Source organism: Ramlibacter paludis (assembly GCF_022012305.1).
Taxonomy (GTDB): domain Bacteria; phylum Pseudomonadota; class Gammaproteobacteria; order Burkholderiales; family Burkholderiaceae_C; genus Ramlibacter; species Ramlibacter paludis.
On record NZ_JAKLTM010000002.1, the window covers coordinates 761,317 to 785,853 of the forward strand.

General features: G+C 71.4%; 20 protein-coding genes and 1 tRNA gene. 20 read left to right on the forward strand and 1 reads right to left on the reverse strand.

The window, feature by feature from the left end; all coding sequences use genetic code 11:
- Positions 1-10 precede the first annotated feature (10 nt).
- Positions 11-1,831 (reverse strand): aminopeptidase P family protein, encoded by a 1,821-nt coding sequence (locus LZ009_RS10310; protein WP_430300232.1) that lies wholly within the window; start codon positions 1,829-1,831, stop codon positions 11-13.
- Between the two features lie 115 nt (positions 1,832-1,946).
- Here LZ009_RS10310 and LZ009_RS10315 point away from each other — a divergent pair.
- The 20 genes from LZ009_RS10315 (at position 1,947) to LZ009_RS10410 (ending at position 24,527) form a co-directional block, all read left to right on the forward strand.
- Positions 1,947-2,022, forward strand: a tRNA-Lys gene (locus tag LZ009_RS10315).
- A 46-nt stretch (positions 2,023-2,068) separates the two neighbouring features.
- Entirely contained in the window at positions 2,069-2,839 is a 771-nt protein-coding gene (xth, locus tag LZ009_RS10320; protein WP_275697820.1) for an exodeoxyribonuclease III, read from the forward strand.
- 138 nt (positions 2,840-2,977) lie between these two features.
- Positions 2,978-4,249 (forward strand): sigma-54 interaction domain-containing protein, encoded by a 1,272-nt coding sequence (locus tag LZ009_RS10325; RefSeq protein WP_275697821.1) that lies wholly within the window; start codon positions 2,978-2,980, stop codon positions 4,247-4,249.
- A gap of 159 nt (positions 4,250-4,408) precedes the next feature.
- On the forward strand, positions 4,409-4,720 hold the full coding sequence (locus LZ009_RS10330; protein WP_275697822.1) for a hypothetical protein: 312 nt from the start codon (positions 4,409-4,411) through the stop codon (positions 4,718-4,720).
- A gap of 9 nt (positions 4,721-4,729) precedes the next feature.
- Complete coding sequence (locus tag LZ009_RS10335; RefSeq protein ID WP_275697823.1) at positions 4,730-5,353, forward strand: Pvc16 family protein; 624 nt, start codon at positions 4,730-4,732, stop codon at positions 5,351-5,353.
- Entirely contained in the window at positions 5,350-6,267 is a 918-nt protein-coding gene (locus tag LZ009_RS10340; protein WP_275697824.1) for a hypothetical protein, read from the forward strand. Before LZ009_RS10335 ends, LZ009_RS10340 begins: the two co-directional genes overlap by 4 nt.
- Positions 6,268-6,299: 32 nt before the next feature.
- Positions 6,300-8,168, forward strand: coding sequence for a phage tail sheath family protein (locus LZ009_RS10345; protein ID WP_275697825.1), 1,869 nt, complete (start codon positions 6,300-6,302; stop codon positions 8,166-8,168).
- A 13-nt stretch (positions 8,169-8,181) separates the two neighbouring features.
- Entirely contained in the window at positions 8,182-8,631 is a 450-nt protein-coding gene (locus LZ009_RS10350) for a phage tail protein (protein WP_275697826.1), read from the forward strand.
- A gap of 5 nt (positions 8,632-8,636) precedes the next feature.
- Positions 8,637-10,634 (forward strand): phage tail sheath C-terminal domain-containing protein, encoded by a 1,998-nt coding sequence (locus LZ009_RS10355; RefSeq protein WP_275697827.1) that lies wholly within the window; start codon positions 8,637-8,639, stop codon positions 10,632-10,634.
- Positions 10,635-10,638: 4 nt separating this feature from the next.
- Positions 10,639-11,193 (forward strand): phage tail protein, encoded by a 555-nt coding sequence (locus LZ009_RS10360; protein WP_275697828.1) that lies wholly within the window; start codon positions 10,639-10,641, stop codon positions 11,191-11,193.
- On the forward strand, positions 11,190-12,377 hold the full coding sequence (locus LZ009_RS10365; protein WP_275697829.1) for a CIS tube protein: 1,188 nt from the start codon (positions 11,190-11,192) through the stop codon (positions 12,375-12,377). The genes LZ009_RS10360 and LZ009_RS10365 overlap by 4 nt, the downstream gene beginning before the upstream one ends.
- Positions 12,378-12,396: 19 nt before the next feature.
- Positions 12,397-12,570 (forward strand): hypothetical protein, encoded by a 174-nt coding sequence (locus tag LZ009_RS10370; protein WP_275697830.1) that lies wholly within the window; start codon positions 12,397-12,399, stop codon positions 12,568-12,570.
- 12 nt (positions 12,571-12,582) lie between these two features.
- Entirely contained in the window at positions 12,583-13,677 is a 1,095-nt protein-coding gene (locus LZ009_RS10375; RefSeq protein WP_275697831.1) for a phage late control D family protein, read from the forward strand.
- 94 nt (positions 13,678-13,771) lie between these two features.
- On the forward strand, positions 13,772-14,440 hold the full coding sequence (locus LZ009_RS10380) for a phage baseplate assembly protein V (protein ID WP_275697832.1): 669 nt from the start codon (positions 13,772-13,774) through the stop codon (positions 14,438-14,440).
- The gene (locus LZ009_RS10385; protein WP_275697833.1) at positions 14,437-16,227 is read left to right on the forward strand and encodes a hypothetical protein; all 1,791 of its coding nucleotides are present in this window, start codon (positions 14,437-14,439) and stop codon (positions 16,225-16,227) included. Before LZ009_RS10380 ends, LZ009_RS10385 begins: the two co-directional genes overlap by 4 nt.
- Complete coding sequence (locus tag LZ009_RS10390; RefSeq protein ID WP_275697834.1) at positions 16,224-16,628, forward strand: GPW/gp25 family protein; 405 nt, start codon at positions 16,224-16,226, stop codon at positions 16,626-16,628. Before LZ009_RS10385 ends, LZ009_RS10390 begins: the two co-directional genes overlap by 4 nt.
- 7 nt (positions 16,629-16,635) lie before the next feature.
- Entirely contained in the window at positions 16,636-18,915 is a 2,280-nt protein-coding gene (locus tag LZ009_RS10395; RefSeq protein WP_275697835.1) for a putative baseplate assembly protein, read from the forward strand.
- Positions 18,915-21,038, forward strand: coding sequence for a phage tail protein (locus LZ009_RS10400; protein WP_275697836.1), 2,124 nt, complete (start codon positions 18,915-18,917; stop codon positions 21,036-21,038). Before LZ009_RS10395 ends, LZ009_RS10400 begins: the two co-directional genes overlap by 1 nt.
- Positions 21,035-22,492: a hypothetical protein gene (locus LZ009_RS10405; RefSeq protein WP_275697837.1), complete on the forward strand. Its 1,458-nt coding sequence runs from the start codon at positions 21,035-21,037 to the stop codon at positions 22,490-22,492. The genes LZ009_RS10400 and LZ009_RS10405 overlap by 4 nt, the downstream gene beginning before the upstream one ends.
- Positions 22,479-24,527 (forward strand): ATP-binding protein, encoded by a 2,049-nt coding sequence (locus tag LZ009_RS10410; RefSeq protein WP_275697838.1) that lies wholly within the window; start codon positions 22,479-22,481, stop codon positions 24,525-24,527. Before LZ009_RS10405 ends, LZ009_RS10410 begins: the two co-directional genes overlap by 14 nt.
- Positions 24,528-24,537 lie beyond the last annotated feature (10 nt).

A 24,537-nucleotide genomic window follows, 5' to 3' on the forward strand; every position in this document is an offset into this window, starting at 1 on the left:
TTTTCTTGGCTCAGAGCGGCTCGGTCCGCGCGACCAGCCAGTCGAGCGCAACCCCCGTCACCAGCGGCGCCAGGCGCTTGCGCACTGTCGCGTGGTACTCGTTCAGCCAGGCGATCTCGTCGGCGCGCATCAGCGACTTGTCGATGCAGCGCGTGTCGATCGGGCACAGCGTGAGCGTCTCGAAAGCCAGCATGTCGCCGAACTTTCCCTGCTCCGGCGTGTCCACCGCCACGTTCAGCACGAGGTTCTCGATGCGCACGCCCCATTGGCCGGCCCGGTAGAGCCCGGGCTCGTTCGACGTGATCATGCCCGGCTCCATGGCCATGTGCGGCTCGACGACGGCGCGCGAGATGGTCTGCGGGCCTTCGTGCACGTTCATGAAGTAGCCCACGCCGTGGCCGGTGCCGTGGCCGAAATCGCAGCCCGCCTGCCAGAGCGGCAGCCGTGCGATCGCATCGAGCATCGGCCCCGGCGTGCCGCGCGGGAACACGGCGAGCGACAGGTTGATCATGCCCCGCAGCACCAGGGTGAAGTCGCGCTTGTGCGCGGCCGTGATCCGGCCGATGGGCCAGACGCGCGTGATGTCGGTGGTGCCACCCAGATACTGCGCGCCGGAGTCGATGAGCAGCAGCCCGTCGCCTTCGATCCAGGAGTACGAGTCTTCCGTCGCCCGGTAGTGCGGCAACGCGCCATTGGCGTTGAAGCCGGCGATCGTGCTGAAGGAGCGTCCCACGAAACCGGGACGGCGCGCGCGGGCTTCCGTGATCCATTCGTCGACGGTGAGTTCGGAAACACGCTCGCCGCGCGCGAGTGCGCCTTCGAAGCGCGCATAGAACTCGCACATCGCGGCGCCGTCTTCGGCCATCGCGCGGCGCACGAACTCCGCCTCCTGGGCATTCTTGCGGCTCTTGGCGAACGTGCTCGGATTCACGGCTTCGACGACGCGCACCGTCGCGGGCACGGCTTCGCGCAAGCCGAGCGTGATGCGGCGCGGATCGACGAGCAGCACCGCATCCGCGGGCAGCGCACCGAGCGCGCGCGGGGCTTCGGCGTACGGCGCGAGCTTCACGCCGTCGGCCGCGAGCCGCGCTGCGAGGGCGGCGTCGACCTTGCCGTCGGCGATGAACAGGGTTGCCGACTGCGCGTCGAGCAGCACGTGCGCCACGAAGACCGGGTTGTAGCTGACATCGGCGCCGCGCAGGTTCAGGAGCCACGCGACGTCGTCGAGCGACGAGATGAAGTGGTGGGTCGCGCCCGCCTTTTGCATCGCTTCGCGGATCCCGGCAAGCTTCGCCTGGCGCGTCACGGTCGCTTCCGGCGCGGCGTGTTCGTACACCTTCGCGTCGGGCAGGCCCGGACGGCCGGCCCAGGCTGCGTCGAGCACGTCTGCATCGCTCTTCACGGCGATGCCCGCCGCTTCCATCGCGCCGCGCACCTGCTGCGCGGCCGCCAGGCTGAGCACCTGTCCGTCGAACGACAAGGTGTTGCCGGGCTTCAGTTCGGCGGCGACCCAGTCGAGCGCCGGCTTGATCGCGGCCTGGGGCACCTTCACCAGCGACACGCCGGTGCCGGCCAGTTCCTTCTCGGCCTGGCTCCAGTAACGGCTGTCGGCAAACAGCGCCGCCTGGTCGAGCGTGACGACGAGCGTGGCCGTGGAACCGGTGAAGCCGCTGAAAAAGGCACGACCCTGCCAGCGCTCGGGCAGGTATTCGGAAACGTGAGGATCGGAAGACGGCACCAGGACGGCGTGCACGTTTGCCGCACGCATGGCGGCGCGCAGGCTCTCGAGGCGCGAGCGGATGGGGGAGATCGGGGCGAGCATGGCCGCCATTCTGCTGGAGAGTCGCCGCGGCCCCCGCTGGCAGCCCCATCTCAACCTCTGGTATGATCACGCTCCTGGCAGCGAGCGAGGTTTTTCTCCTCCCTGCCACGTCGCTTTCGGCAGTGGGTTCTTAGCTCAGTTGGTAGAGCAGCGGACTCTTAATCCGTAGGTCGTAGGTTCGAATCCTACAGGACCCACCACTCCATCCCCCCCTCGTCTCCTCGCCCCCACGGGTAGAGTCGCGCCGTGAAGATCGCGACCTACAACGTCAACGGCGTCAACGGCCGCCTGCCGCGCCTGCTGGACTGGCTGCGCGAAACCGCGCCCGACGTCGCCTGCCTGCAGGAGATCAAGACCAGCGATCCGCGCTTTCCGATCGATGCGATCCGCGAGGCCGGCTACGAGGCCGTCTGGCACGGCCAGCCCCGGCACCACGGCGTCGCCATCCTCGCACGCGGCACGCAGCCGGAAGAGCTCCGGCGCGGCCTCCCCTACGACGACGCCGACGGCCAGGCGCGCTATCTCGAAGCGCGCGTGAACGGCGTGCGGGTCGCGTCGGCCTACCTGCCCAACGGCAATCCGCAGCCCGGCCCGAAGTTCGACTACAAGCTGGCCTGGTTCGACCGCTTCAACCGGCACGCGCAGGCCTTGCTCGCCAGCGGCGAACCCGCGGTGCTGGCCGGCGACTTCAACGTGGTGCCCACCGACTTCGACATCTACAACGCCTGGGCCTGGCGCTGGGACGCGGTGATGCAGCCGCAGACCCGCGCAGCCTACGAGTCCCTGCTCGCGCAAGGCTGGACCGACGTCACGCGCCACCTGCATCCCAAGGAGCGCATCTACACGTTCTGGGTCAACGACGCGGCCTTCCAGCGCAACGCGGGCTTTCGCATGGACTTCCTGCTGGTCAGCCCCGCGCTGCGCGAGCGACTCGTCGCCACCGGCGTGGACGCTGAGCATCGCGGCCGCGAGAAGGCCAGCGACCACGCGCCGGTATGGATGCAGGTCCAGTCCTGAGCGCGTACTTGCACACCGGCATTAGCAGTCGGTAACCAAAACCCCGCCGCCCTACCCCAATCGGGAAGGTGTCCTCCGCATTCCTTTGCCGGATCATGGTGACGTGCTTCCCGGCAGCAGAAGAAGACGGAGCCGTTCATGCCCAGAACGAAACCTGCTGTTCCCCGCCCGGGTCCGGCCCCCCGGGTCGTGGTGTGCGCAGCGCCGGCCCAGGCCGCGCTGGCCGAAACGATCGCCTCTTTCCTGCGGCTGGAAGGCCAGGCCGCGGAATGCGCGGACCTCGATGCCGACGTGTCCGGCGACGAACTCGTCGTGCTGCTCGCCAGCGCGCCCGACCTCGCCGCCGCCCTCGCGCAACTCGCCGCTCGGCGCGATGCGGTCGACGGCTGCACTGTCCCGCTGGCGCTGCCTGCGTGCGCGCCGTCGCCCCCGCATCCCGCGTTGCGCGCCCTCGTCGGCGAAAGCCCTGCGTTCCAGCAGCAGGTGGCGCGGCTGCCGGTGTTCGCGAAATACGACGCCAGCGTGATGATCCTCGGCGACACCGGCACCGGCAAAGAACTGTGCGCGCAGGCCATCCACTACCTGTCCGCGCGCGCGGAGGGGCCTTGGGTCGCCGTGAACTGCGCCGCCATTCCCACGGAGCTGCTCGAGTCCGAGCTCTTCGGCCACGTCAAGGGCGCCTACACGCACGCCCACGCCGGCCGCGCGGGGCTGGTGCGCGAAGCGGAAGGCGGCACGCTGTTCCTCGACGAGATCGACTCGCTGCCCTACGAATCGCAAGGCAAGCTGCTGCGCTTCCTGCAGGACAAGGCGTACCGCGCCGTCGGCTCCAGCGCGCTGGAGCAGGCCGACGTGCGCATCATCGCCGCCAGCAGCCGCCGGCTCGAGCAGCTGCGCGCCACCAGCACCTTCCGCCAGGACCTGCTGTACCGCCTGAACGTGCTGACGCTGCACATGCCTTCGCTGCGCGAGCGCCGCACGGACATCGCGCAGCTGGCCCTGCACTTCCTGCGCAGCGCCGCGGCGCAATGGCAGAAGCCGGTGCCCGCGTTGTCCGCCGCCGCGTTGCAGAAGCTGCTCGCGCACGACTGGCCCGGCAACGTGCGCGAGCTGAAGAACGTGGTGGAGCGCGGCGTGCTGATGTGCCCCGGCGGCGTGCTGGGGCCCGCCGACATCGACCTCGACGGCATGCCGGAGATCACGGTGGCCGACGCCGGTCCCGAATCCTTCCGCAGCGCCAAGGCACGCGTGGTGGAGACTTTCGAGCGTGGCTTCATCCTGCAGCTGCTCGCCTGCAGCGGCGGCAACGTCACGCGCGCCGCGCAGGCGGCCGGCAAGAACCGCCGCGCCTTCTTCGAGCTGATGCGCAAGTACAGCATCGAGTCCGGCGACTTCCGCGAACAGGCCTAGGCTGAATTTGTCCTGGCCGCCGTTGCCAATGGCGGCGCGGACTTGCGCGTGTTCTTCCCTTCGATGGAGCAGGACGGATTTGTCCCACTTGCAGGGCGGACACGCGTGTTTCTCCCGGGGAACGCCACGTGGCAAGGAAGTTGCAAAGAGCGGTGGGTCATGGAGCCCGACGTCCCGTCCACCGTGCAGCGCCTTGCCCGCCACCTGCGGCTGCACCCCAACGTGTGCGACACCAGCGAAGGCATCGTGCGCTGGTGGCTCGCCGACGACACGCCGACCCTGCTGGTCGAAGCCGCGCTGGCCTGGATGGAAGGCTGCGGCGTCGTCGCATCCGCCCGCGCGGCCGACGGTCGCACGCGCTATCGGCGCGTCCTCGGCCCCGGCCTCGACGAACGCCTGCAGGCGCTCGAAGACGATCCCCGTTCCTTGCAGCCGCCGCCGCCCGACGCGGGCCGCGGCGTCCTCCACTAGGCAGCGCGCATGGCCGGCTTCACCGCGATCGCCGCCGTCGGCAAGAGCCTCGAGCGCCTGCTGGCCCAGGCCTTCGCCGAGCGGCCGCCGGTGCCCGGCAAGACCACCAAGGCGGCGCTGGTCCGCACGGAAGACCTGGCCGGCAACCTGATCAAGCCGATCCTCGGCGACTACGGCCTGTCGATCCTGCTGTACCGCGTCGACTTCAACAAGATGATGCGTGCCGCCTGGTCCGCCGTGGGCCACGCCGACGGACGCGGCCACCTGCCGCTGGACCTGCACTACCTGCTGACGCCCTGGGCCGACAACGCCGAGCACCAGCACATGATCATCGGCCGCGCGCTGCAGGCACTGGAGCGGCGCGGCATGCTGTCCGGCCCGCTGCTGTACGAGCCGCCGCTGCCGCCGGTGGCGCTGTACGTCGACGAGCCCACCGCCACCGCCACCGACAACGTGCAGCTGATGCTGGAGGACGTGTCGACCGAGGCGCTGATGCGCACCTTCGACTCGCTGCCGGGCGACTACCGCCTTTCGATTCCCTACGTGGCGCGCGTGGTGCGCATCGACACCTTGCCTGATGACCTGCCGCCGCCGGTGACCGATGCGGACATCGAGCTGAGGGTGCCCGCATGAGCCCGCTGTCCGTCGCCAACACCGTGGCCGTCGCGCACGTGCGGCACCGCCTCGCGCTCGGCATCGAGTGGTTCGATGCGCTGGCCGCCAGCGCGGTCGGCAAGGACTGGGCCACGGAACTGCGCGCGGTGGGCGTCCGGCCGCTGCTCCAAGCCTTCCAGTTCCATCCGCGCGGCCGCCATGCGTTGCGCCATGCGGGCCGCCTTGCCAGCCTGCTCGCGCGCGGCGCCGCGGACAAGCTGGCCGTGCCGCCGGCGGGGCCCGAGCAGGACCCGACCAACCTCGTGACCCGTGCCTACGGCCTGGCCGACCTGCGCGCCACGCAGTACGCCACCGGCAACGATCCGCGCCACTACGTGCCGCGCCGCCTCTCGCTCACGCCGGTGCAGGCGGGCGGCCTGCCCAGCGCCGGCGCGGTCAACGTGCGGCAGGCCTGGGTCTGGCCCGGCGCAGCCTATCCGCTGCCCACCAAGGCGAGCGCGGTGCGCGGCTGCGTGCGCCGCGGTGCTTCACTGGCCGTCGCGCGACCGGTCGCCTGGACGCGCGTGGTCTTCACGCGGCCCGGCCCCGCGCCCGCCAACTTCAACACCGAAACGCGCCTGGGCCACGCGCACGGCGACGACCGCGGCGAGTTCCTCGGCGTGCTGGGTCCGAACGCGGTCACCGGCGGCGCCGCACTGCCGGCCAGCATCGCGCTGAACGCCTGGATCTTCGTCCCGCCGGCCGCGCCGGCCTTCGATGCCGCCGACCCGCTGGCCAGCCTGCCGCTGGAAGTGGCCGGCACGGCGGTGCTCAACGACGTGCTGCGCGGCACCGCGACGCCGGCCGGCTATGTGCGGCACGGGCCCATCGCGGTCACGCTGCCGCTCGGCCAGGTGGTCGCCATCGCCGACGCCGACCTCCTGTTTCCATGATCGTCCACCCACGCTAACCAGAGGGATCCACCATGCCCGAGTACCTAGCACCAGGCGTCTACGTCGAGGAAGTGAGCTTCCGCGCCAAGTCGATCGAGGGCGTGCCCACCAGCACGACCGGCTTCGCCGGCGTGGCGCGCTCGGGTCCCGTGCAGTACACCGGCGGGCCCACCACCACCAAGCCGCGGCTGATCACCTCGTTCACCGAGTACGAGCGCGTGTATGGCAGCTTGCAGCCCGTGCAGCTCGCGAGCGGCGAACGCGTGAACTACATGGCCCATGCGGTGCGCGCCTTCTTCAACAACGGCGGCCGCCGCGTCTACATCTCGCGCGTGTTCGCGCCGGCGCCGGGCAAGCTGCCCGCCGACAGCTGCGCCCGGATGCCGGTGGTGACGACGCTGGGCAGCGCGGCATGGGTGGCGCGCTGGCCGGGCGACGACGGCAACGTGCTGGTCGACACGCGCACGGTGCGCAGCAAGAACCTGGCCTTCAAGTGGCCCAACGACCCCAACGACATCCTGCAGAAGCACCTGTGGGGCGTGCAGGTGCGCACGGCGAAGGCCGGCGCCGTGGTCGAACTGACGCTGCCGCCGGGACCGGCGCCGATCGCCAATGCGCCTTTGGCCGGCGCGAACCTGTTCGTGGTGGAGACCGACAGCGACGGCCACCAGTTCTTCATCGACAGCACCGGCAACCCGGCGCTGCTGCCGGACGTGCCGGGCGTGGCGGTGAGCTTGGTGGAACTGCGGGTCGTGGTCTACCAGGGCTCGGAACGCGCGGACAACTATGAGTACCTGGCGGCGCATCCGGCGCAGCGCCGCTTCATCGGCAAGGTGCTCGAGCGCGACGATCCCGAAGACGAGAACTCGCTGGTCTGGCTGGACTGGGCGCCGGGTGCCAGCCGCTTTGCGGCCGCCTCGCTGATGATGGGCCTGCAATCCGCCGACAAGCGCCTATTCGGCGGCAACGACGGCGACCTGCCGTCGCCCGACGACTTGCGCGGCAAGGAAGCCGATCCCGACAACGTGCTGCTGCGCGCCACCGGCCTGGAGGCGCTGGGCGAGATCGAGGACATCGCCATCGTCGCCCTGCCCGACGCCGGCGACCTCGCCGGCGACAAGGAACTGAGCCAGGCCGCGGCCGACCACCTGATCGCGCATGCCGAGAAGGAGCGCTACCGCATCGCGGTGGTCGACGCGCCCTATGGCAGCTCGATCTCGGAGATCCGCGAATTCCGCGGCAAGTTCGACACCAAGTACGGCGCGCTCTACCACCCGTGGATCGAGATCCTCGACCCGCTGTTCCCGGTGGTGCCGGGCGTGCCGCCGCGCAAGCTGCTGCTGCCGCCCTCGGGCTTCGTCTGCGGCATCTATGCCCGCAGCGACATCGAGCGCGGCGTGCACAAGGCGCCGGCCAACGAGGTGGTGCGCGGCCTCACCAAGTTCGAGCTGAACATCAACCGCGCGCGCCAGGACGTGCTGAATCCCGAGGGCGTGAACTGCCTGCGCTTCTTCGAGGGCCGCGGCAGCCGCGTCTGGGGCGCCCGCACCATGAGCTCGGACCCCGAGTGGAAGTACGTCAACGTCCGGCGCCTTTTCATCTACATCGAGCACTCGATCGACAAGGCCACGCAGTGGGCCGTGTTCGAGCCGAACAACGACCGCCTGTGGGCCAACATCCGGCGCATGGTGGAGGACTTCATGTTCGTGCTGTGGCGCGACGGCGCCCTCATCGGCCAGAAGCCCGAGGAAGCCTACTTCGTGCGCTGCGACCGCACGACCATGACGCAGAACGACCTGGACAACGGCCGGATGATCTGCCTGGTGGGCCTGGCGCCCAGCCGGCCGGCCGAATACGTGATCTTCCGCGTCGGCCAGTGGACGGCCGACTCCAAGGTGTGAGGAGGCTTGAACCATGGCCACGCAACGCAACAACCCCTACGGCGCCTTCAACTTCCTCGTGTCGCTGGGCGACGGCGACGAGGCCAGCGTCATCGCCGGCTTCTCGGATGTCTCCGGTCTCGGCACCGAGATCAACTACTCCGAGTACCGCAACGGCAACGACCTGGTCAACACGGTGCGCAAGGTGGCCAACACCTTCAAGCAGGAGGACGTGACGCTCAAGCGCGGCCTGATCGGCTCGACCGACCTGTTCCAGTGGGTCAAGGACGTGCGCGAAGGCGCCGACCGCCGCCGCACCGTCACCATCACCGTGCTCGACGAGGCCCGCAAGCCGGTCGCCGCCTTCCGCCTCGCCAACGCGCAGCCGAAGAAGTGGGTCGGCCCGACGCTCGCGGCCAAGGGCGGCGGCGAAGTGGCCATGGAAGAACTGCACATCGCGCACGAAGGCGTGCTCTACGAGTAGCCCGCATGCTCGCCACCACCCGCGTTCCCCTTGGCGCTCCCGGCGTGTTCGCGCTGCCGGAGGTGGCCGAGCCGCTGCTGCACCCGCAGCGGATGGACGCCTGCGCCTTCGTCGGCGTGGCGCCGCGCGGACCGGCCCGCGTGCCGCTGGGCAGCAACGGCGAATCCACGGGCTGGCGGCGCGTGGTCGACGCGGGGCCGGTGCAGCGCAGCGTGCCGGTGGCGGTGCGCAGCTTCGACGACTACCGCCGCCACTTCGGCGGCTTCGAGGGCCCGGGCCTGCTGCCGCAGGCCGTGGCCAGCTTCTTCGAGCAGGGGGGACGGCGTGCCTGGGTGCTGCGCATCGTGCAGGTGCGCAGCGCCCGCTTCGACGACCGCTGCGCAAGCGGCACGCTGTCCGGCGGCTTCACCAGCCCCATTGACCTCATTGCCCGCAGCGAGGGCGAATGGGGCAATCGCCTGTCCGCAAGCGTCTCCTTCAGCGTCACGGGACTTGCCTTGACCTTCGGCGCCGGCGGCCGCATCGAAGCCGATGCACGCACGCCGCTGCAAGCGGGCGACACGCTGCGCCTGACCGACGCCGACGGCCACCTGAGCTTCGCCCGCGTCAGCGGGCTCACGCGCCTGCGCGACCCGCTACGCGCGCGTGAGCGCAAGCTGGTGGAGCTCGACACGGTCCCGCCTTATCCGCCCGTGCGTGCCGAACTGGTCGAGGCGGTGCTGGAGATCGACGACGGCGACGGCCGGCGCGAACGCTTCGAGCACCTGGCGCTCGCGGCCGACCATCCCCTGGGCCTGGCCAACGTGCTGTGCGAGAACTCGGCGCTCCTGTGGCCGCATCCCGGCTGGGCCGGCAGCGACCTGTGGCCGGCGCGCAAGCAATGCGAGCAGTTGCTCGCACGCACCGGCGGCTTCCACGATGGCAAGGATGCCTGGGGCGAGCTGGTGCCCGACGACTTCTTCGACCCGCTGTGGTCGGCCGCGGACGAGATCCCGGGCAGCGGCATCACCGCGCTGGCCGCCATCGCACCGCTGACCCAGGTCTGCGTGCCCGACCTCTACCTGCCGGCGCAATGGGCCGGCCCCGAATTCATCGCCGAGGTTCCGCGTGGCACGGCCGGCGCCGAATTCAGCGCCTGCGTCGTCACCGAGGCGATCCCGCAGCAGTCCAGCGTGCCGCCGGCGGCACTCACCGGCCTGATGCTCGATCCGCGCACGCAGTCCGGGCTGGACGCCATCATCGCCCTGCAGCAACGCGTGGTGGCGTATTGCGAGGACGACCTGCGGATCGCACTCCTGGACGTGCCGCCCGGCCTGTCGCAAGGCCGCATCGAACACTGGCGCGCCTCGTTCGACAGCAGCTGGGTCGCGGCCTACCACCCGTGGCTGATCCCCGCGCGCCGCAAGAACGACGATGTCGAAGCCAGCCAGGTCTACGAGCGCCGCCTCACACCCTCGGCCGCCGCGGCCGGCATCATCGCGCGGCGCGAGCTGGAGCACGGCATCCAGTGGGGCCCGGCCAACGAGGTCGCCCGCGAAGTCGTGCACGTCGCCGAGCCGCAGCCGGAAGGCCGCGCCGACGCTCTGCATCCGCTGGGCATCAACTGCTACGTGCGCGAGCCGCGCGGCATCGCGCTGGTGGCGGCGCGCACGCTCGCGCGCGATGCGCAGTGGCGCCAGCTCTCGGTGCGCCGGCTGCTGCTCATGCTGCGCCGCGCGCTGCTGGCCGACATGCAGTGGGTGGTGTTCGAGCCGAACGGGCCGGCGCTCTGGCGCGACGTGCGCCATGCCATCGAGAGCCTGCTGCGCGGACTGTTCCGCGCCGGCGCCTTCGCCGGCCGCACGGAGGGCGAATCCTTCTTCGTGCGGGTGCTCACCGAACGCGTGCTGCTCGATCGCGGCGAGCTGGTGGTGGAGATCGGCGTCGCGCCGGCCGAGCCGCTCGAGTTCATCCTTGTGCGGCTGCGGCGCGATGCCGACGGCACCCTGAACCTGGAGGAGTGAGCGCATGCCCGACACCTCCTTGCTCACGGCGTTCCGCTTCGAAGTGCAGCTGCTGCGCGCACCCGACATCGTGGCCGGGCGCCAGTTGCCGCCCGGCGCCCAGGACGGCTATGCGGAGCCCAGCGGCAGCGCCCGGCTGGGCAGCGGCGCCTTCCAGGAATGCACCGGCCTCGAGATCGAGATGGACGTGCAGGAGTACACCGAAGGCGGGCGCAACAGCGGCACGGTGCGCCGCGTCGGCCGCGCCAAGTACCAGCCGCTGCTGCTCAGACGCGGCCTCTTCTACCGCAAGGAAGGCGAAGCCCAGGTCGACGCCGAACTGTGGCTCTGGCTGCAGCGCATCCTCGAAGGCGTACGGCCCGTGGCGCGCTACGACGGCGTGGTGCACGTGATGGGCCAGGACAACCAGGTGCGTGCCAGCTGGATGTTCGACCGCGGCCTGCCGGCCAAGATCCGCGGCCCCGAACTCAATGCCAAGACCGGGGAGATCGCGATCGAGGAACTCACCATCGCGCACGAAGGCCTGCGGCTGCTGCCGCCCCCGGGAGCCGCGGCATGACCGGATTGACCAAGGCCTACCTGGCCGAGATCGGCTCGGGCAACAACCCGCAGGAAGTGGGCGGCACCAAGGTGGAGGTGCAGTTCAACCCGACCTCGCTGCGCGTGCAGATCTCGAATCGCACGGCCGGCGGCCAGCAGGCCGGCGCGCAGGCGCGGCAGCGGCCCGGCACCGGCGAGATGCAGGTCAGCTTCGACCTGGTGTTCGACACCGCCGACGAGGGCACGACCGGCCACGGCGTCAGCGTGCTGGAAAAGACCAAATCGGTGGAACGTTTCGTGCGGCCGAAGGGCGCGGGTGCCGGCCAGGAAGCCCCGCCGCGCGTCGTGTTCGTGTGGGGCGGCTTCCTGGTGCAAGGCACGATGGAAAGCGCCAACATCGACCTCGACCTCTTCGACGCCGAAGGCGTGCCGCTGCGGGCCAAGGTGGCGGTCAGCATCAAGGGCCAGGACCCGCGCTGGACCTACACGCCGGCGCCCGCTGCGCCGGCCGCACCGCCCGCCGCCGGTGGCGCGCCTCCCGGCAGCAGCACGGGCCTGCCGCCGGGCGCGCCGGGCACGCAAGGCAACGGCCTCGCGCCGGACCGCATCGTCCAGGCCCTGCCCGGCGAGAGCCTGGCGCAACTCGCGGCCCGCGCCGGATTCGATCCCGCTGCCTGGCGCGCGCTCGCGAGCGGCCTCTCCAACCCGCTCAAGCTGGAACTCGGACAGGAAGTGCCGCTGCCACCCGGCGGCGGCCGCGGCAGCGCGACCGGCAGCGCCACGCAAGGCAGCGACCCGGCGCGCACGACCGCCGCCTTGCCGCTGGTGGCGCCGCAACAGGCCCCGGCCAACGGCGCCGCCAGCCCGCAGGCAGCACGGCCCGCGTCGGCCAGCGCCGACCCCGTGCGGCAAGGCCAGGCCGTGACGCAGAGCGGCGGCCTGCAGGGCGCCATCGCGCAGGTGAAAGGCAGCGCCCACCAGCAAGGCGCAGCGGCCAGCCTGGGCGCCTTCGGCCACGCCGGAGCGGCCACCGCCGATGCGGCGGATCGGCCCTGGGGCAGCGGCGTTCCGCTGCGCCCCAAATTCACCGGCGCCGCCACCAGGATGCAAGCCGTCGCGCGTCCGCCAACGCCCCGGCCGCCGCGCGTGGGCACGCGGCATCGCGGCGGCTGCGGATGCTCCGCCTGCCAGGGCAAGCACTGAAACCGGAAGGAAGCCCACCATGCCCATCCACATCGACGAAGTCGACACCCAGGTCGACATCCAGACCTCCGAGCAGGCGACGGAGCCGCCGCGCAGCGAACCGAAGCCGGATGCGCTGCCCCGCTGGCAGCAGATGGCGAGGCGCGATGCGGAACTGGCTCTGCGCACCTCGGCCTGGGGCTTCGAGGACTGAAGGCAGCACCGCATGCCCCCCAACGACGCCCCGCTGCAAGCCTCGACCCTGCCCGAGATCAAGGTCGACGGCCAGGTGCAGGCCGGGCTGCAGCGCGACCTGCAGTTGCTGCAGGTGGAAGAAGACGTGCATGGCCTCAAACGCCTGCAGGCCAGCTTCGTCGCCATCGGCCCACGCGAGGGTGAGCGCGACGAGAAGCTCAACTGGCTGGACGGCGCGGTGCTGGACTTCGGCAAGACGGTGGCCATCGCGATGGGCGCCAGCGACGCGCGCGAAACCGTCTTCGAAGGCAAGCTGAGCGCCCTGGAGCTGGCGATGGACCAGGGCCGCGCGGCCGAGGTGATGGTGTTTGCCGAAGACGCCTTGATGAACCTGCGCATGACGCGCCGCTTCAAGACCTACGAGAACGTCAGCGACTCGGACCTGGTGTCGCAGATCGCCTCCGAGCACGGCCTCTCGCCCAGCGCCGACCTGGACGGCCCCAGCTGGCCGCTGGTGCAGCAGTGGAACCAGAGCGACCTCGCCTTCCTGCGCGAACGCGCGCGCCGGCTCGCCGCGGAGGTCTGGGTGGCCGATGGGGCGCTGCACGTCGCCACGCGCGACAAGCGCAACGGCAACAAGGTGACGTTGATCCAGGGCGGCACGCTGGTGCAGGCGCGGCTGCGGGCGGATCTCGCGCACCAGCGCAGCAAGGTAGTGGTCGGCGGCTTCGACGACCAGGACCAGGATGCGATCGACGAAGAGGCCGCCGCGAGCATCGTGGCCGGCGAAGCGCAGGGCCACACGCATGGCCCACAGGTGCTGGAGCGCGCCTTCGGCGAGCGCGTGAGCTACCGGGTGCGCGAGGTGCCGGTGCAGGATGCGCAGGCCACCGCGCTCGCCAAGGCCGCCCTGCTGGCGCGCGCGCGCCGCTTCGTCGGCGTGACCGGCATCGCCGACGGCAACACCGGCATCCGCGTCGGCACGCTGCTGAAGCTGGAGCGGGTCAGCCCCATGTTCGAGGGCGAAGGCTTCTACGTCACGCGCGTGAAGCACCAGTTCGACCTCGAGACCGGCTACCGCACGCACTTCGAGGCCGAGCGGCCCTGGCTGGGAGACCTCTCATGAGCGCCGCACGGCCGCCCGAAGGCGCTCGCCCCCTCCGCTTGCGGAGGGGGGAGGAGCAGACCGCGCTGCGGTCAATCCTGGGGGAGGATTCTCAATGACTGATGACCGCAACCCTCGCGACGGCGGCGGCCCGCGCTGGTTCGGCTTGTATCCGGCCATCGTGAGCGACCTGGTCGACCCCGACGGCAAGGGCCGCATCAAGGTCACCTTCCCGATGTTCGGCGCCGCCGGCGAAAGCGTTTCGGCCTGGGCCACCCTGCTCTCGCCTTACGCCGACAAGGACCAGGGCTTCGAGGTGCTGCCGGAGGTGGAGTCGCAGGTGGTGGTGGGCTTCGAAGCCGGCGACCCGACGCGTCCTTACATCGTGGGGTGCTGCTGGAACGGCAGCCGTTCGCTGCCGGAATCGGCCGAGTCGGCCAACAACAAGCGCACCTGGAAGACGCGTTCGGGCAGCGTGCTGCAGTTCGACGACACCGAGGGCGCGGCCAAGGTGACGCTGTCGATGAAGAGCGGCCACCAGCTGGTGCTCGACGACAGCGCGCAGGAGATCACCTTCGAGCACAGCAACGGCAGCAAGATCAACATCAACATCGCGGGCCAGGTCAACGTCACCGCGAATGCCACGGTGGAGATCACCGCCTCCGCCGTCAACATCCATTCCGGCACCGTGATGTGCGACGGCGTCGTGCAATGCACCACGCTGATCGCTTCGTCCGGCGTGGTCTCGCCCAGCTACACGCCGGGCGCGGGGAACGTGTGGTGAACGCCACCGCCGCCATCCATGCCGATGGCGCCCGCTGGCGCCTGGTCGGGCCCTGGTACCGCTGGCCGCGGCCGGGCCTGCCCGACGACGGCCGCGCCGCGCCGGCGGCGCTGCAGAAGCTGGCCGGCAACGATTTCATCGTGCAGTTCATGAAGCAGCCGCAGCACACGCTGAAGTTCGACCCGGTAGTCGACGTGGTGCAGGAGCACGACCTGGTCAGCGCCCGCAGCAAGCTGGGCAAGCTCACCACCTTCTTTGCACTGGACGCCAAGGGCGACCCGCTGCCCAAGGGCTCCGCCGCCGATCCCTACCGCGCACGGCTGGCGCCGGGCACGCTGCGCAAGCTCTACCAGCCGACGCACGACCGCCACTACGTCGTCAGCTGCGAGCTGCACTGCGATGAGCCGGGTTTCCCGCGCGTGAACCGCAAGCAGGTCTGCCAGGCCGGCTTCGTGGTGCGTCGCCGCCGCAGCGTGTTGCCGGAAGCGGTCACGCCGCAGGCGCTGGAGGCGCAGGCGAAGAAAGTGCGCGCCGCCGAGGCCGACTTGTTCGAGCTGGAGACGCTGGCCGGCGTGGCCGCCGACACGCAGGCCGACGCCACGCTGCGCGCCAACGCGCAGAAGCGGCTGGAGGACCTGGCCGAGGCGCAGTGGCTGCCGTCCGGCGCGGCGCTGTTGGCCCGCCTGCGCGGCACGCTGGCCGACAAGCGCCTGGCCTTCACGCAGTGGCAGCAGGAACAAGGCGTCTCCGTGGCCATCGACGGCTGGTTCCCGACACCGGGCAGTTCCCTCACGGGACCGCGCGGCGAATGGCGCCCGCTCGAAGGCGACGCACGCGTGGCCGACATCGTCTCCGGCGAGCAGGTGTACCCGCTGCTGCCGCTGGTGCCTGACCCGCGCGAGGCAACGCACGACGCCGCCAACCGCACCTTCTACTACGGCGTGGTGCCCACGCAGGACCTGCAGCACGACCCCGAGGGCAAGCCGCACTTCGACGACCGCACCACCTACGAAGCCTGGTGCTTCGTGCGCGTGCACCACGCCTGTCCGCCCAAGGCCGGCCGGCAGCCCGATTGCAACGGCCGCCTGGTCTGGAGCTTGCCGACCGAGGCCTTCCGCCTCGCCGCTGCCTTCGACGTGCTGGGCAGCGCCAACCGGCCCGTGACCATCCGCATGCCGGACCTGCGCGACCTGGCGGCGCAGACCGCGCTGCGCCCGCGCGGCAAGCTGTCGCCGGTGCACTTCGACCAGCCGCAGCACCTGTCGCCCGGCGGCATCGGCCCGCCGTCGATCTGCAGTTTCTCGATCCCGCTCATCACGATCGTGGCGCTGTTCCTGCTGAACATCTTCCTGCCGATCGTGGTGTTCCTGTTCCAGCTGTGGTTCCTGCTGCTGCTGCGCTTCTGCATCCTGCCGCAGGTCTCGGTGTCGCTGAAGGTCGATGCGGCCCTGGCCGTGACGCCGCCGGGCGTGGACTTCGAAGCCGACTTCGCCGTCTCGGTCGAAGGCGTCGCAAAGACGGCCGCGCAACTGCAGGCCTTGCTGGCCGACGGCAAGGGCGGCGAGCCGACGCTGGAAGACCTGATGCTGGAGGACGCCGGCAAGAACCTCGACGGCGAGGCGCCGGAGACGCCCAACCTGGGCGGAATGTCCAACACGGCGCTGGCCGGCCTGGCGCAGTCCTACGGCGACAACAAGGCGCTGACCGCCACGCCCGCATCCGGCGAACCGCTGGTCTACGAAGACAGCGTCACGCCCGTCTGGCCCACGAAAGGGAGCGTCGCATGAGCGCCCTGCTCGATCGCTACCAGCGCCTCGGCCAGGGGATGGGCCAGCCCGCGGCGCCGCTGGCCGGCCGGCTGCCGCTGGTGTCGGGGCCGGAGAAGGTGCGGCAGGCGATCTTCACGCTGCTGGACACCGACCCGGGCGAGCGCGTGATGCGGCCAGACTTCGGCTGCGGCCTGCGCCGCTACCTGATGCAACCCAACAACCCGACGACGCGGGCGGCCATCGAGCGCGAGATCGCGCAGGCCCTGCGCCGCTGGGAGCCGCGGGTGCGCCTGCTGCAGACCGCCGTCACGGGCACCGAGGACCCGGCGCGCGTGCTGATCGAGATCCACTACGCCCACGTGCTCGATGCGCGGCAGGACGTGCTGGTGTACCCGTTCTACCTGGAACGCGACCGGTGAGCCGACCATGCCGCTGATCGCCCCCGTCCTGGACGACCGCAGCTTCGAAGACCTGTTCCTCGAACTGCGCAACCGCATTCCGGTCTACACCCCCGAGTGGACCGACCACCACGACAGCGACGTCGGCATCACGCTGCTGCAGCTGTTTGCCTATCTCGGCGAGGGCCTGCAGTTCCGCTTCAACCAGATTCCCGAGGCGACGCACCTCGCCTTCCTCAAGCTGCTGGACGTGCCGCTGCGGCCGGCCCGCGCGGCCCGCGCCCTGCTTCGCTTCGAAAGCAAGCAGGCCGCCGGCGTGCGCCTCTATGCGGGCGACCAGGCCAAGGCCGGCAAGGTGCTGTTCACGCTGGAGCAGGAACTCACGGTGTGGCCGCTGGATTGCGTGGCCGTGGCGCGGCGCAGCCTGTTGAGCGAGGAGGAACTGGCGCAGCCCGGCAAGGTGGCCGAGTACATCGCGCATCTCGACCCCGGCGTGCGCACCACGGTGCAGGCGAGCGTCGACGCCATCCAGCTCGCGCAGGGCGAAGGCGAAACGGTCGCGCCCTACGAGACGGTGACCATGGGCTCCGACGGCAAGGATCCGGCCATCGATTTCTCCAACACCGTGGACCAGTGCGTGTGGATCGCGGTGCTGGCGCCCAAGGACCCGCCCATCGCGCCGGCCATGCTGGCCGACCCGGTGCAAGGGCTCAAGCGGGTCGCGGGCCAGCCGCTGCCGCTTTCCATCGGCTTCTCGCCCAAGGCCTGGTTCCCCACGCTGGACGAAGCGCCGGCCTGCGGGCAGCCGGCCCCCACGCTGCAATGGCAGGCCTCGCTGGCGCAAGCCAAGGCCGACGGGAGCGTGGCCTACCGCAGCGTGCGGGTGGCGGGCGACACCACGCAAGGCTTCACCAGCGAAGGCACGGTGCGGCTGGAACTGCCGGTCGACCTCGCCGTCCTGGGCGCGCCGGCCGCGCCCGCGGGGCTGGCGGGCACGGGCACCTTCCCGCCCGAGCTGGACGACGACCGCGCGCAGCGCCTGTGGTTCTGGCTGCGCGCCTGGCGCAGCGACGGCAGCCGCATCGGCGAGGTGCAGCTGCTCACGCTCAATGCGGCGCCTTGCGTGCAGGTGGCCGCGGCGGCCGCGCAACTGCTCGGCACCGGCACGGGCCAGCCGGACCAGGTCTACCGCCTGGCCGACGCGCCCGTGGTGCTCGATGCGCGCTATCCAGTCGAAGTGCAGGTGGAGGAGCAAGGAACCTGGACCGACTGGCTGCGCGTGGAGAACTTCGATGCCTCCGGTGCCGGCGACGCGCACTTCAGCGTCGATGCCGAAGCCGGCACGGTGCGCTTCGGCGCGCGCGCGCCGCAACTGGGCGAGCGCATCCGCGTCAACCGCTACCACACGAGCCGCGGCGCGGCGGGCAACGTGCCGCCGCAGGCCATCGACAAGATCGGCGCGACCTTGTCCTCGCCGGTGCCGCTCGCGCCGCTGCGCCGCCCCGATGCGCCGCCCGGCGTGAAGCTGTCGAACCCGCTGCGCGCCTATGGCGGCGTCGACAACGAAAGCCTGGATGCCGCGCTGCGCCGCATCCCCACCGAGCTGCGGCGCAACTGGCGCGCCGTCTGCCAGGACGACTTCGCCAGCCTCGCGCTGGAGACGCCCGGCCTCGAACTGGCACGCGCCGAGTGCCTGCCGCTGTTCCATGCGCCCAGCCGGGAACGCAAGCCGGGCTGCGTCAGCGTGGTGGTGTGGCCGGCGCGCGATCCGCAGCATCCCGATGCGCCGCTGCCGGATGCCTGGGAGCTCGCGCAGGTTTGCGGCTGGCTCGATCGCTGGCGGCTGGTCACCACCGAGCTCTATGTGATCCCGCCCACCTATCGTCGCATCGCCGTAGCGGTGTCGGTGAAGGTGCGCGAAGGCTTCGGCCTCGACGCGGTACGCGATTGGGTCGAGATGCTGCTGCGCCAGTACCTCGCGCCCCTGCCACCGCATGGACCCGACGGCCGCGGCTGGCCGCTGGGCCGGCGTGTGCTGGCGCGCGAGCTCGAAGGCGCGGCCATGCAGGTCGAAGGCGTGGAATACATCCAGTCCCTGCGCCTGGACTTCGCGACGCCCACCGCGGATGGCAAAGGCGAAACCTGGTCGGCGATCGACGTGCTCAAGCTCGCCGACTGGGAAGTGCCGGCCCTGGCCGCCGTCACCGTCGTCGACGACCAGACCGAATTGCCGGCCCCCGGCACCGGCCTCGCGCCACCACCCACGCGGCCGCCGGTGGCCGTGCCGGTGATGAAGGAGGTGTGCTGATGCGCATCGTCCCCGACACCGGCCAGCGCGTGCTGCAAGGCAGCGCGCAGTGGCGGCTGTGCGTGCACCAGCAGACGGCGTGCGTCGGCGAACTCGTCATGCTCGATAGCAGCGACCCGATCTCGCCGCCGGCCGACAGCGGCCCGCCCTTCACCGGCGGCTTTGCCGGCCTCGCCTTCGACAGCCACTGCCGCCTGTTCCACGCGCGGCCCGAGGAACGCGTGATCGAGTTCGTGCTGTGGGGACGGGTCGACGCGGTCGGCGTGCATGAAAGGGCGGCCCATCCTTTCGACGTCACCGGCAGCGACCACGTGGCCGGTGGCGCCCTGCCGCAAGTGCCGCTGGCACTCGCCTGCGATGCTTCCGACTTCCTGTACGTCGCCGATCCGCAAGACCAGGCGGTCTGGCTGGTCGACACCTGGCAGCAGGAGATCGCGCGCCGCCTGCCTTTCGCGGCGGCGCCGCTCGACCTCGCCACCAGTGGCGACGCCGTGTTCGTGTTGCTGGCCGACGGCAGCATCTGGCAACTGGCGCCGTGCGACGACCCGCAGCGCATGGACTGGCCGCTGGTCGCCGGCGCGCAGCGGCTCGCGGTCGGTCCCAAGGTCAAGGGCCGCCACAGCGCCTGGGTGCTCAGCGCCGCGGGGCAGCCGAGTGCGCAGTTGCACGCGCTGCATGCGCCGCGCACGCTGCCGGCCGCGTTCTGCACCGACCTGCTGATCGAGCCGAGCGCTACGCCGGCGGATTCGCAAGTGCTGATCCTCGCGCAGCGCCCGGGCGAGGAGCTGCGGCGCCTACAGATCCTGCCCACCGACGAACCGCTGGCCGGCTTGGTCGCGCCCAACTACGACGGCCGCGGCATCGAACTGGCGCCCGACGGCCGCGTCGCCTACTGGACCGCCCAGGGCCTGCGGCATGCGGCACCCGCGCGCGGGCGCTACCAGCAAACCGGCCTGCTGTTCGCGACGGCGCTCGACGCCGAGCACGACCAATCGCGCTGGGGCCGGCTGCTGGTCGAAGCCTGCCTGCCCGAAGGAACCACGCTGCGCTTCTGGGCCTTCACGCGCGACGAACTCGATTTTTTCAACGAACCGGTCGGCGGGCCCACGCCGGCGGGCGTGCTGCCGGTGTTGTCGCAAGCCAGCTGGACGCTCGACGAGCGCGAACCGCAGGCGCTGTATCGCGATCCTTCGCTGCGTCCGATGACCGTGGCGCCGGCCGAAGGCTTTGCGCTCTACGACGCCCCCGTCATCGCGCCGCCCGGACGCTACCTGTTCCTGGTGTTCCAGCTGGAAGGCACGCGCAGCAAGAGCCCGCGCCTGCGCGGCGCCCGCGTCGCCTATCCGGGCCATGCCCTGCTGCAACTTCTGCCACGTACGCTGTGGCGCGAACCGGCCGCGCGCGAATTCCTGTACCGGCTGCTGGCGCCGATTGCCGCCATGCTCGACGAATGGGAGTCGGTGGCGGCCGGCCGCCAGCGCCTGCTCGATCCGCGCATCGCGCCCGGCGCTGCGCTGCCCTGGCTCGCGCAATTCGTCGGCCTGGTGCTCGACCCCTGTTGGCCGCCCGAGGTGCAGCGGCGCCTGATCCCGCAGGCCGCACCCTTGTTCCGCACACGCGGCACCCTCGCCAGCCTGCAGCGCATGCTGGAGCTGCTGACCGGGGCCGAGGTGGTGATCATCGAGCAGTTCCGCTTGCGCGGCGGCGGCGTGGTCGGCAATCCGGCATCGGTGGTGTCGCAGGCCGTGCTGGGCGGCGGCTACCGCGTCGGCGGACGCATCGGCGAGCCGTCGACCGGCACCATCGAAGACGCGCCGCCGCCGGACTTCGACGATTTCGCGCATCGCTTCACCGTCACCATCGTCGCCGCGCTGAGCGACGAGCAGCTCACCTGCGCGCGCCGCCTGGTCGAACAGCACAAGCCGGCGCACACGGCCTTCACGCTGTGCACCGCCGAGACGGGCGTGCGCGCGGGCGTGGGCTCGCACATCGGCATCTCCTCCGTGATCGGCCGCACGGCCGGCTTCCAGCCGGCGATCGCCGGCGACGCCGCGCTCGGTGCGGGCTTCCTGCTGGGACGCCCGGCGCTGCGCGACTCGGACGAAGAGGATGGCGCGCCATGAGCCTGACCATCCACCGCATGCACACGCGCCTGCGCACCGCGGCAGCGGTCGCGCCGCAGCGCCTGGAAGCGTGGCAGGACGAACTGCGGCGCCAGGACGGCGAGCGCATCGCCGCGCGCTGGTCCGGTCCGGACGAATGGCTGATGATCCGCCGCCTGCCGGTGCACCTGCGCTGGCGTGAAGATCCGGTCGATGCCGACATCGGCCGCGCCTGGGGCGAAGCGCTGGAGCAGGCCATCGCGCGCGCGCTGCAGCGCGACGACGGCAACTGCGTGCGCTACCCGGACCGGCGCGCGGCGCTCGCCGACCTGTTCTACCGCGCCGCCCTGGGCGACAGCACGCGGCACTGGGCCTGGCAGCGCATGGACCTGATCCCGCGCGCGGCGCTGCGCAGCGAGGAAGTGTTGCGCCACGCAGCGGCGGAACTGGCGCGCACGCCGCAACTGGTGTGGCCGGTGCTGATGCGGCTGCTGGCCGGCGAGGACGGCACCGCCTCTTTCACCGCGGCGCTGCGCGCACTGTCGCATGCGAGCTGGCAAGGCCTGCTGCTGGCGTGTCCGCGCAGCGCGGGGTATGCGCAAGCGCTGCCGCAGGTGCAGCGGGCGCCCGTCGGCAGCACGCCGAGCGAAGTCGCGACGGCATGGGACGCTCCGGCGCAAGCTTTGCTGCAATGGGCGGCGGCGCGCGGATGGTTCGTGCAGAAGCACCGCGACGTGATCGCCGTGCTGCTGGCCGCGCTTCAGCGGCCGGCACAAGAGCTGGGGGAAGGCCAGGTCCTGGCGCAGCTGCGCGCCGCGCGCGATGCCCTTGGGGCGCGGATGCCGATCACGCCCCCCGCGCCTGAAGCGCCGGTTCATTCGGCGGCGGCTGCAGCTTCGGCGACGAGCACGGCGACGGCGCTGGTCTCATCGTCCAGCGCGCCGCAAGCGACAGCCCCACTCGCACCTGCACCGCCGGGGTCGACACCGACTGCGCTGCCGGAACTGCCACAACCCGAGGACTGGCTGCCCACCCGCAACGCCGGCGCCCTCTTCTGGCTGGCCCGCATTCCGGTCGACGACGTCCTGCGCGAACTGCAAGACGATGCCCTGCCGCTCTACCTGCGGGAACTCGCCTTCGCACTCGACGTGCTGCCCGAAGACCCGATGCTGCAAGCCTTCTGCGGAGGCACGGCGCCGCGCGGCGATGCGCAGCCCGCGACCACCGCCATGGCGCAGCGCCAGGCGGCCGCCTGGGAACAGTGGCTGGCGGTCGCCGCGCCCGACCTGCCGCCGCCGCGCCTGCAAACCGTGTGCCGGCGCGAAGGCCGCCTGCGCATGGAGCCGGGCTGGATCGAATTGCACCTGCCCTTGTCCGCCGTCGCCACGCCGGTGCGCCGACTGGGCCTGGACCTCGACCCCGGCTGGCTGGCCTGGCTCGGTTGCGTCGTGAGGATCATCTATGAAACGGCCTGATGACGACCACGGCGCCACGCCGCTGCAGGCGCTGATCGAGCAGGTGCGGCTGCATACGCGCCAGGCGCTGGCGCAAGTGGCCTTGCGCGTCGCGCGGGCGCTGCGCGATGGCACGAGCGGCAAGGACCCGCTGGCCGCGGCCCTGGCCTTTGCCGAACGCTTCGCGGCCGACACCGGCCCGGTGCCGCAGCCGCGCCCCGGCGCGCATCCGCTCGCGCGCATCGAGGCCCTGCTGCCGTCCCCGGTGCAAGCCAAGCTCCTGCAGGACGTGCTGCTGCTGGCCTGCCTGCCGCAGGCGCACGAAGGCCTCGCCACGCTGTGCCGGCTGCTGCATCCGGACGGGCAGCCGCAAGCGACCGCGGCGCTGGCTTTGCGCTGGCTGGAAGCCGAGACTCCGGAGCGTCCGTTCGCGCTGCGCGACCAGCTCGAAGCGCTCCTCTGCGAAGGCCCGGTGGCCGCGCTGCGCATCGTGCAACTCCAGGGCGACGGCCCTTGGCACGGGCAGTCCCTGGTGCCCGGCCCCGCCGTGTGGGACGCGCTCATGGCACGCGCGCCGCAACTCGATGGCGCGGAACTGGTCGCCGGCTACGCCGAGGTGCCGGGCCTGCAGGACTGGATGGCGCAAGCCACCGCACGCCGCGCGATCGCCGCGCTGCGCCAGAACCTGCCTTGCCAGCTGCTGCTGCTCGGCGGCGACGCCGCCATGCGCACGACGCGCGTGCGCGCGCTGCTGGGCGCGGCGCACGCGACTGCAGTGCGCACCGCAAGCGGGGACCGCACCCAGTGCGCCACGGCTTGCACCGCCGCCTTCATGCACCAGGCGGCACTCTGGCTGGAAGCACCGGAGGACGCAGCCCCGATCGCGTCCGCGTGGCCGCAAGCCGACTGGCCCTTGACCGTGCTGGCCAGCGCGCGCAACGAAAGCCAGCTGCCGGTGCTGGGCCTGCCGCTGCTGCGGCTGGAAGTGGAAGCCCTCGCCGCGCCGGCGCGGCGCAGCCTCTGGCAGTCGCTTCTGCCGCAGCTGGGCGAAGAAGCCGGCATGCTGGCCGCGCGTTATCCGATCGAGCCCGACGACGCGCGCGATGTCGTGCGCGACCTCGCGCTGCGCCAGGCGATCGACGCCGCGCCGCTGGCGCTGGAACAGGTGGCCGAATGCATACGCGCGCGCACGCCCTGGAGCGCGCGGCCGGGGGTGCAGCGCATCGCACCGCGGGCCGGCTGGTCGTCGCTGCTGCTGCCGGAGCCGTCCTTGCATCAACTGGAAGCCGCCGTGCGCCGCGTGCTGCAGCAGATCACCGTGCTCGACGACTGGGGCTTCGCGCAAGGACGCGGCGAGCGGCGCGGCGTGCGCCTGCTGCTGTTCGGCCCGCCCGGCACCGGCAAGACCCTGGCGGCCGAAGTGATCGCGCGCGCGCTCGGCGTCGACCTGCTCTCGGTGGACCTGGCCAGCCTGGTCTCCAAGTGGATCGGCGAGACCGAGAAGAACCTGGCCGCGGTGTTCGAGCTGGCCGAGCGCTCGCGCGCATTGCTGCTGTTCGACGAGGCCGACGCCCTGTTCGCCCGCCGCACCGAGGCCAACGACGCGCACGACCGCTACGCCAACCTGGAAACCGCCTACCTGCTGCAAAGGCTGGAGCGCTACGAAGGCGTGAGCGTGCTCACCACCAACCTGCGCGCCAACCTCGACAGCGCCTTCGCGCGCCGCTTCGAGTTCATCGTGGAGTTCCCGGAACCCGATGCGGCGGTGCGCGAATCGCTGTGGCGCGTGCACCTGCCCGCCTCCGCGCCACTCGCCGCCGACGTCGATCTCGCGGAGCTCGCCGCCTGGTATCCGATCTCGGGCGCGCAGATCCGCAATGCCGCCCTGGCCGCCGCCTTCCTCGCCGCGGCCGGTGCCAGCGCGATCCACCAGCGCCACTTCCTGCTGGCGGTCGAGCGCGAATACGACAAGGCGGGGCGGGCCCATCCGGGCTTCCCCGCGCACCAGCCCTGGCCGGCGGACCAAGCCCCGCCGCCGCAAACGATCGCCCGCTGAACTGGAGGAC

Coding starts and splice junctions, on each gene's coding strand:
- LZ009_RS10325 (WP_275697821.1), top strand. CDS start 2,978: ATGCCCAGAACGAAACCTGCTGTTCCCCGCCCGGGTCCGGCCCCCCGG.
- LZ009_RS10335 (WP_275697823.1), top strand. CDS start 4,730: ATGGCCGGCTTCACCGCGATCGCCGCCGTCGGCAAGAGCCTCGAGCGC.
- LZ009_RS10340 (WP_275697824.1), top strand. CDS start 5,350: ATGAGCCCGCTGTCCGTCGCCAACACCGTGGCCGTCGCGCACGTGCGG.
- LZ009_RS10310 (WP_430300232.1), bottom strand. CDS start 1,831: ATGGCGGCCATGCTCGCCCCGATCTCCCCCATCCGCTCGCGCCTCGAG.
- LZ009_RS10345 (WP_275697825.1), top strand. CDS start 6,300: ATGCCCGAGTACCTAGCACCAGGCGTCTACGTCGAGGAAGTGAGCTTC.
- LZ009_RS10365 (WP_275697829.1), top strand. CDS start 11,190: ATGACCGGATTGACCAAGGCCTACCTGGCCGAGATCGGCTCGGGCAAC.
- LZ009_RS10390 (WP_275697834.1), top strand. CDS start 16,224: ATGAGCGCCCTGCTCGATCGCTACCAGCGCCTCGGCCAGGGGATGGGC.
- LZ009_RS10400 (WP_275697836.1), top strand. CDS start 18,915: ATGCGCATCGTCCCCGACACCGGCCAGCGCGTGCTGCAAGGCAGCGCG.
- LZ009_RS10375 (WP_275697831.1), top strand. CDS start 12,583: ATGCCCCCCAACGACGCCCCGCTGCAAGCCTCGACCCTGCCCGAGATC.
- LZ009_RS10370 (WP_275697830.1), top strand. CDS start 12,397: ATGCCCATCCACATCGACGAAGTCGACACCCAGGTCGACATCCAGACC.
- LZ009_RS10350 (WP_275697826.1), top strand. CDS start 8,182: ATGGCCACGCAACGCAACAACCCCTACGGCGCCTTCAACTTCCTCGTG.
- LZ009_RS10410 (WP_275697838.1), top strand. CDS start 22,479: ATGAAACGGCCTGATGACGACCACGGCGCCACGCCGCTGCAGGCGCTG.
- LZ009_RS10360 (WP_275697828.1), top strand. CDS start 10,639: ATGCCCGACACCTCCTTGCTCACGGCGTTCCGCTTCGAAGTGCAGCTG.
- LZ009_RS10380 (WP_275697832.1), top strand. CDS start 13,772: ATGACTGATGACCGCAACCCTCGCGACGGCGGCGGCCCGCGCTGGTTC.
- LZ009_RS10395 (WP_275697835.1), top strand. CDS start 16,636: ATGCCGCTGATCGCCCCCGTCCTGGACGACCGCAGCTTCGAAGACCTG.
- LZ009_RS10355 (WP_275697827.1), top strand. CDS start 8,637: ATGCTCGCCACCACCCGCGTTCCCCTTGGCGCTCCCGGCGTGTTCGCG.
- LZ009_RS10330 (WP_275697822.1), top strand. CDS start 4,409: ATGGAGCCCGACGTCCCGTCCACCGTGCAGCGCCTTGCCCGCCACCTG.
- LZ009_RS10405 (WP_275697837.1), top strand. CDS start 21,035: ATGAGCCTGACCATCCACCGCATGCACACGCGCCTGCGCACCGCGGCA.